Genomic DNA, 6000 nt, shown 5'->3' on the forward strand with positions numbered 1-6000 from the left:
TATTGCTACGTCTCACTAATCCCATAGACTGGACGGATGTGAATAAATTTTCGACTTTAGGCTTGACGCGCCAGCCCTGGTGCGGTACTAATTTGTTAATTCAATTTTGTGGAATCTGTCACCATGGCATTACGTCCAGCTCTGCTACTAAACCTCCTCCTTATCGTGACCAGTTCGCGCGGGTAGGCTGTGGCAGAAAGACACCACACAAATGAAACAAACCCGCACGAAGATGCGGGTTTTTTTGTACTTAAATACCGGAAGTAAACGATTAACTATCGACAAAAGGATAAACACATGAACGATCAGGTCATTATATTCGACACCACCTTGCGTGATGGCGAACAAGCGTTGTCAGCCAGTTTGACGGTCAAAGAAAAACTGCAGATTGCCTACGCTCTCGAGCGCCTGGGCGTTGATGTGATAGAAGCCGGCTTCCCAATCTCTTCGCCGGGCGATTTTGAGTCAGTCCAGACCATCGCAAAGCACATTAAGAACAGCCGAGTCTGTGCTTTGTCCCGAGCGGTCATCGCAGACATTGATGCCGCTGCCGAAGCGTTAAAAGTTGCCGAAGCCTTCCGAATTCATACCTTTATCTCCACTTCCACCATTCACGTTCAAGACAAATTACGCCGCAGTTACGATGATGTCGTCGAGATGGCCGTTCAAGCGGTTAAACACGCACGTAACTACACCGATGACGTGGAATTCTCTTGTGAGGATGCAGGCCGCACACCAATAGACAACCTGTGCCGTATGGTGGAAGCCGCTATCAATGCTGGTGCCAGTACCATCAACATTCCAGATACGGTCGGCTACACCGTGCCGAGTGAGTTTGGCGGTATTATCCAGACACTGTTTAACCGTGTGCCCAATATCGACCAAGCGATCATTTCCGTGCACTGCCACGATGACTTAGGCATGTCGGTAGCCAACTCTATCGCCGCCGTTCAGGCTGGCGCCCGCCAAATCGAAGGCACCATCAACGGTATTGGTGAACGGGCCGGTAACTGTTCGCTGGAAGAGATCGCCATGATCATCAAAACCCGTCAGGAACTGCTGGGGGTTCATACCGGTATCAATCACGAAGAGATCCACCGCACCAGCAAACTGGTCAGCCAGCTGTGTAACATGCCGATTCAGAGCAACAAGGCGATTGTTGGTGCCAACGCATTCAGCCACTCCTCAGGCATTCACCAGGATGGCATGCTGAAGAATAAGAATACCTACGAGATCATGACTCCAGAGTCTATCGGCCTGAAAAATCAGGCGCTGAACCTGACCAGCCGTTCAGGTCGCGCGGCAGTGAAAAGCCATATGGAATCCATGGGTTATAAAGATGATGAGTACAACCTGGATGCACTGTATCAGGACTTCCTGAAACTGGCCGACCGCAAGGGTCAGGTATTTGATTACGATTTAGAAGCCCTGATGCACTTCTCTAACTTGCGAGAAGAAGACGACTTCTATAAGTTGAACTACCTGAGCGTACAATCTGGCAGTGTGATGGCGACCACCAGTATTAAATTGCAGTGTGGTGACGAAGAAATGGCTGAAGCTGCAGTCGGTAACGGGCCGGTTGATGCTTTGTATCAATGTATTTACCGTGTCACCGGCTACGACATTGTACTGGATAAGTTCGACCTGACGGCTAAAGGTGAAGGTGAAGATGGCCTGGGACAGGCCGACATCATTGCCAACTACAAAGGTCGCAAATACCATGGTACCGGCGTCTCTACCGATATCGTTGAAGCCTCCGGTCAGGCATTGCTGCATGTGATCAACAGCATTCACCGCGCCAATCAGGTCGAAGAGATCAAACAGAAAAAGATTGCCACCGTTTAACCATCGCCCTGAGCTGTCGGGGCTCAGGGAATCGCTTAACTGATTAAGCAAGCACAAAGTTTATAAAAATAAAGGATTAACATGACAGACAAATCTTACAAAATTGCCGTTTTAGCCGGAGACGGCATTGGCCCGGAAGTAATGGAACAGGCAAATAAGGTACTGGACGCAATCGAATCCAAACACGGTATCGAATTTGTACGTGAAGCCCATGACGTTGGTGGCATCGCAATTGACAATCACGGCTGCCCGCTGCCGGAAAGCACAGTGAAAGGCTGTGAAGACGCCGATGCGGTACTATTTGGTTCAGTTGGCGGCCCGAAATGGGAACATTTACCACCGAATGAACAGCCAGAGCGCGGTGCATTGCTGCCGCTGCGTAAACATTTCCAGTTGTTCTGCAACCTGCGCCCAGCGCAAATTCACAACGGTCTGGAAGCGTTCTCGCCTCTGCGCGCCGATATCTCTGAGCGCGGATTTGATATCGTGGTGGTGCGGGAGCTGACCGGTGGGATCTACTTTGGCCAACCTAAAGGACGGGAAGGCGAAGGGGCAAATGAGAAAGCCTTTGATACCGAAGTGTATCACCGCTACGAAATCGAACGGATTGCTAAGATCGCGTTTGAGTCTGCCCGCCTACGCCGTAAAAAAGTTTGCTCTATCGATAAAGCCAACGTTTTACAAAGCTCTATCCTGTGGCGTGAAGTCGTCGAAGAGATCGCCAAAGACTACCCGGACGTCGAGTTGTCCCATATGTACATCGACAACGCCACCATGCAGCTGATTAAAGATCCGGCGCAGTTTGATGTAATGCTCTGCTCCAACATCTTCGGTGACATTATTTCTGATGAATGTGCCATGATCACCGGTTCAATGGGGATGCTCCCTTCCGCTAGCCTGAACGAAAGTAAATTCGGCCTGTTTGAACCGGCAGGCGGCAGTGCACCGGACATCGCCGGTAAGAACATCGCCAACCCGGTTGCACAAATCTTGTCAGCTGCATTGATGCTGCGCTACAGCCTGGGTGAAGAAGCCGCCGCGCAGGATATTGAAGCTGCAGTATCCAAAGCGCTGTCCGCCGGAGAGCTCACCGCTGATCTGGCTGGCGACCAGCCAGCACTGTCGACCTCTGCAATGGGCGACAAGATTGCTGAGTACATTCTGAATTCATAATTAAAGATAAAATAACTTCGCCTATGGGAGCTCAGCACTGATTCGGTGATTCATCACATTCCTTTCAATTTATCCATTGATTGAGTAATGATTACCGCCGCTTTGCTGAGATTCTGCCAGGCCACAGGAAGCTAAGATGGGCAAAACATTATACGAAAAAGTCTACGATGCACACGTTGCCGTAGCCGCTGAGGGTGAAAACCCGATCCTTTACATTGACAGACACTTGGTACACGAAGTGACCTCACCGCAAGCTTTTGACGGCTTGCGTGAAAAAGGCCGCAAGGTCCGCCAGGTTGGCAAAACCTTCGCGACGATGGACCACAACGTATCGACGACGACCAAAGACATCGCGGCATCGGGTGAAATGGCCAGAATCCAGATGGAAACTCTGTCGAAGAACTGTCACGACTTTGGTGTCACCCTGTACGACATCAACCACAAATACCAGGGCATTGTGCATGTAATGGGGCCGGAACTGGGCATTACCCTACCGGGTATGACTATCGTTTGTGGTGACTCGCACACGGCCACTCACGGCGCCTTTGGTTCACTGGCCTTTGGCATCGGCACCTCTGAAGTTGAGCACGTATTGGCGACTCAGACGCTGAAGCAAGCCCGTGCTAAGACAATGAAAATCGAAGTGAAAGGTAAAGTGGCCCCGGGTATCACCGCCAAAGATATTGTGCTGGCGATTATCGGCGAAACGACCGCAGCAGGCGGAACCGGATACGTCGTGGAATTCTGTGGTGAAGCGATTCGCGACTTAACCATGGAAGGGCGGATGACCGTCTGTAACATGGCGATCGAACTCGGTGCTAAAGCCGGCTTGATCGCACCGGATCAAACCACATTTGACTATGTACAAGGTCGCAAATTTGCCCCGACCGGAGCCGATTGGGATGCCGCGGTAGAATACTGGCAGACACTGAAAAGTGATGACGACGCCGAATTCGATGCCGTGGTGACGTTAAACGGCGCCGACATTAAACCGCAAGTGACCTGGGGCACTAACCCAGGCCAGGTGATCTCCGTCGATCAGCCGATTCCGACGCCAGAGAGCTTCAGCGATCCGGTAGAAAAAGCCTCCGCTGAAAAAGCGCTGGCTTATATGGGCCTAGAAGGTGGTAAGTCGCTGAAAGATTACAATGTCGACAAAGTGTTTGTCGGCTCCTGTACTAACTCACGTATCGAAGATATTCGTGCCGCTGCAGAGGTCGCCAAAGGCCGTAAGGTGGCTGCTCATGTTCAGGCGCTGATCGTCCCGGGCTCAGAGCAGGTTAAAGCTCAGGCAGAAGCCGAAGGGCTGGACAAAATCTTCATTGAAGCCGGATTTGAATGGCGTTTGCCTGGCTGCTCAATGTGCCTGGCGATGAATAACGACCGCCTGGGTCCCGGGGAGCGTTGCGCTTCTACCTCCAACCGCAACTTTGAAGGCCGTCAGGGCCGCGGTGGACGTACCCACCTGGTGAGCCCAGCGATGGCTGCAGCTGCAGCGATTGCCGGTCATTTTGTCGATATTCGAGAGCTGGACTAAGGAGAAGCAATCATGTCAGGTTTCAAACAACATACTGGTCTAGTAGTGCCATTGGATGCCGCCAATGTCGACACCGATGCCATCATTCCTAAGCAGTTTTTGCAGAAAGTCTCCCGACTGGGCTTTGGTAAACACCTGTTCCATGACTGGCGCTTTTTAGATGACGCCGGCGAGCAACCAAATCCGGATTTTGTGCTGAACCAACCTCGTTACCAAGGTGCGTCAATTCTGCTGGCTCGGGAAAACTTTGGCTGTGGTTCTTCCCGCGAACACGCGCCCTGGGCGCTGGCAGATTACGGCATCAAAGCGATGATCGCGCCAAGCTTTGCCGACATTTTCTATGGTAACTCGATAAACAACCAGATGGTTCCAGTTCGTCTGACCGAACAACAGGTGGAAGAGCTGTTTCAGTTTGTCGAAGCCAACGAAGGGGCCGAAATCACCGTCGATCTGGAAGCGCAGAAAGTACTGGCTAACGGCAAAGAGTATCCGTTTGAGATAGACGAGTTCCGTCGCCACTGCTTACTGAATGGCTTGGACAACATTGGCTTAACGCTGCAACACGAAGATAAAATTGCGGACTATGAGGCGAAAATCCCAAGCTTCTTACGCTAAGTCTAAATACTCTCTACAAGGTTGGCACTACGCCAACCTTTTTTGTATCTGTTATCAAAGACAAAACTAACCTGACAATGCCGAAAGTAATCAGGTACAAGTCTGGTCTGAGTATCTAATGATCCACAACAGGACAACTCAATGAAGCGATTAATGACTTTACTAATGGTGATATTCGGCCTGCCAGCCTGGTCAGCACCACAAGCCGAACTCTGGCCGTACTGGACTGCCAGTGACGAAACCAATAGTAGCCAGATCAATCATAGTGATTGGCAGACTCTGTTAGACCGCTACCGCATTCAAAGCGGCGACAACACCCTATTTCGCTATAGTAAAGTGACTGACAGCGATCGGCAGTTACTCAATCAGTACTTAACCAAGCTGACCCAACTGGACCCACGCCAATACAAGCGCGCGGAACAATACGCTTACTGGGTGAATTTGTACAATGCCGCGACTGTTGACCTAATCCTTAAGCACTACCCGGTCAGCTCCATTACCAAACTCGGTGGTTGGTTCAGCTTTGGCCCTTGGGATGATCAAATCGCCCAGATTAATGGACAAGCTCTGACCTTAAATGATATTGAGCACCGCATATTACGCCCTATCTGGCGTGATCCACGCACCCATTATGTGGTCAATTGTGCCAGTTTAGGCTGCCCGAATCTGCCAGCAAAAGCTTTAACTGCGAACAACTCCGAGACGCTACGGGAACAAGCAGCAACAGCGTTTATCAATAGCGATAAAGGCGCTAAACTCCGCAACGCAGAGTTACAGCTTTCGTCAATTTACGACTGGTTTGCCTCAGACTTTGGCAATCGAGACCAGTT

General features: G+C 50.8%; 5 protein-coding genes. All 5 read left to right on the top strand.

The window, feature by feature from the left end:
• Positions 1-297 precede the first annotated feature (297 nt).
• On the top strand, positions 298-1845 hold the full coding sequence (leuA, locus tag ACQY6F_RS06485; RefSeq protein ID WP_428773073.1) for a 2-isopropylmalate synthase: 1548 nt from the start codon (positions 298-300) through the stop codon (positions 1843-1845).
• An 81-nt stretch (positions 1846-1926) separates the two neighbouring features.
• Positions 1927-3018: a 3-isopropylmalate dehydrogenase gene (gene leuB / locus ACQY6F_RS06490; RefSeq protein ID WP_428773075.1), complete on the top strand. Its 1092-nt coding sequence runs from the start codon at positions 1927-1929 to the stop codon at positions 3016-3018.
• A 136-nt stretch (positions 3019-3154) separates the two neighbouring features.
• Complete coding sequence (leuC, locus tag ACQY6F_RS06495; RefSeq protein WP_428773076.1) at positions 3155-4555, top strand: 3-isopropylmalate dehydratase large subunit; 1401 nt, start codon at positions 3155-3157, stop codon at positions 4553-4555.
• A gap of 12 nt (positions 4556-4567) precedes the next feature.
• Positions 4568-5170: a 3-isopropylmalate dehydratase small subunit gene (gene leuD, locus ACQY6F_RS06500; protein WP_428773078.1), complete on the top strand. Its 603-nt coding sequence runs from the start codon at positions 4568-4570 to the stop codon at positions 5168-5170.
• 141 nt (positions 5171-5311) lie between these two features.
• On the top strand, positions 5312-6000 hold a 689-nt coding region (locus ACQY6F_RS06505; protein ID WP_428773080.1), incomplete at its 3' end, for a DUF547 domain-containing protein.

Origin of the sequence: Vibrio sp. (assembly GCF_050299255.1) — a bacterium.
Taxonomy (GTDB): Bacteria; Pseudomonadota; Gammaproteobacteria; order Enterobacterales; family Vibrionaceae; genus Vibrio.

Bases quoted from the DNA above. Each gene is read 5' to 3' on its own strand.
- leuA (WP_428773073.1), top strand. From the start codon at position 298: ATGAACGATCAGGTCATTATATTCGACACCACCTTGCGTGATGGCGAA.
- leuB (WP_428773075.1), top strand. From the start codon at position 1,927: ATGACAGACAAATCTTACAAAATTGCCGTTTTAGCCGGAGACGGCATT.
- leuC (WP_428773076.1), top strand. From the start codon at position 3,155: ATGGGCAAAACATTATACGAAAAAGTCTACGATGCACACGTTGCCGTA.
- leuD (WP_428773078.1), top strand. From the start codon at position 4,568: ATGTCAGGTTTCAAACAACATACTGGTCTAGTAGTGCCATTGGATGCC.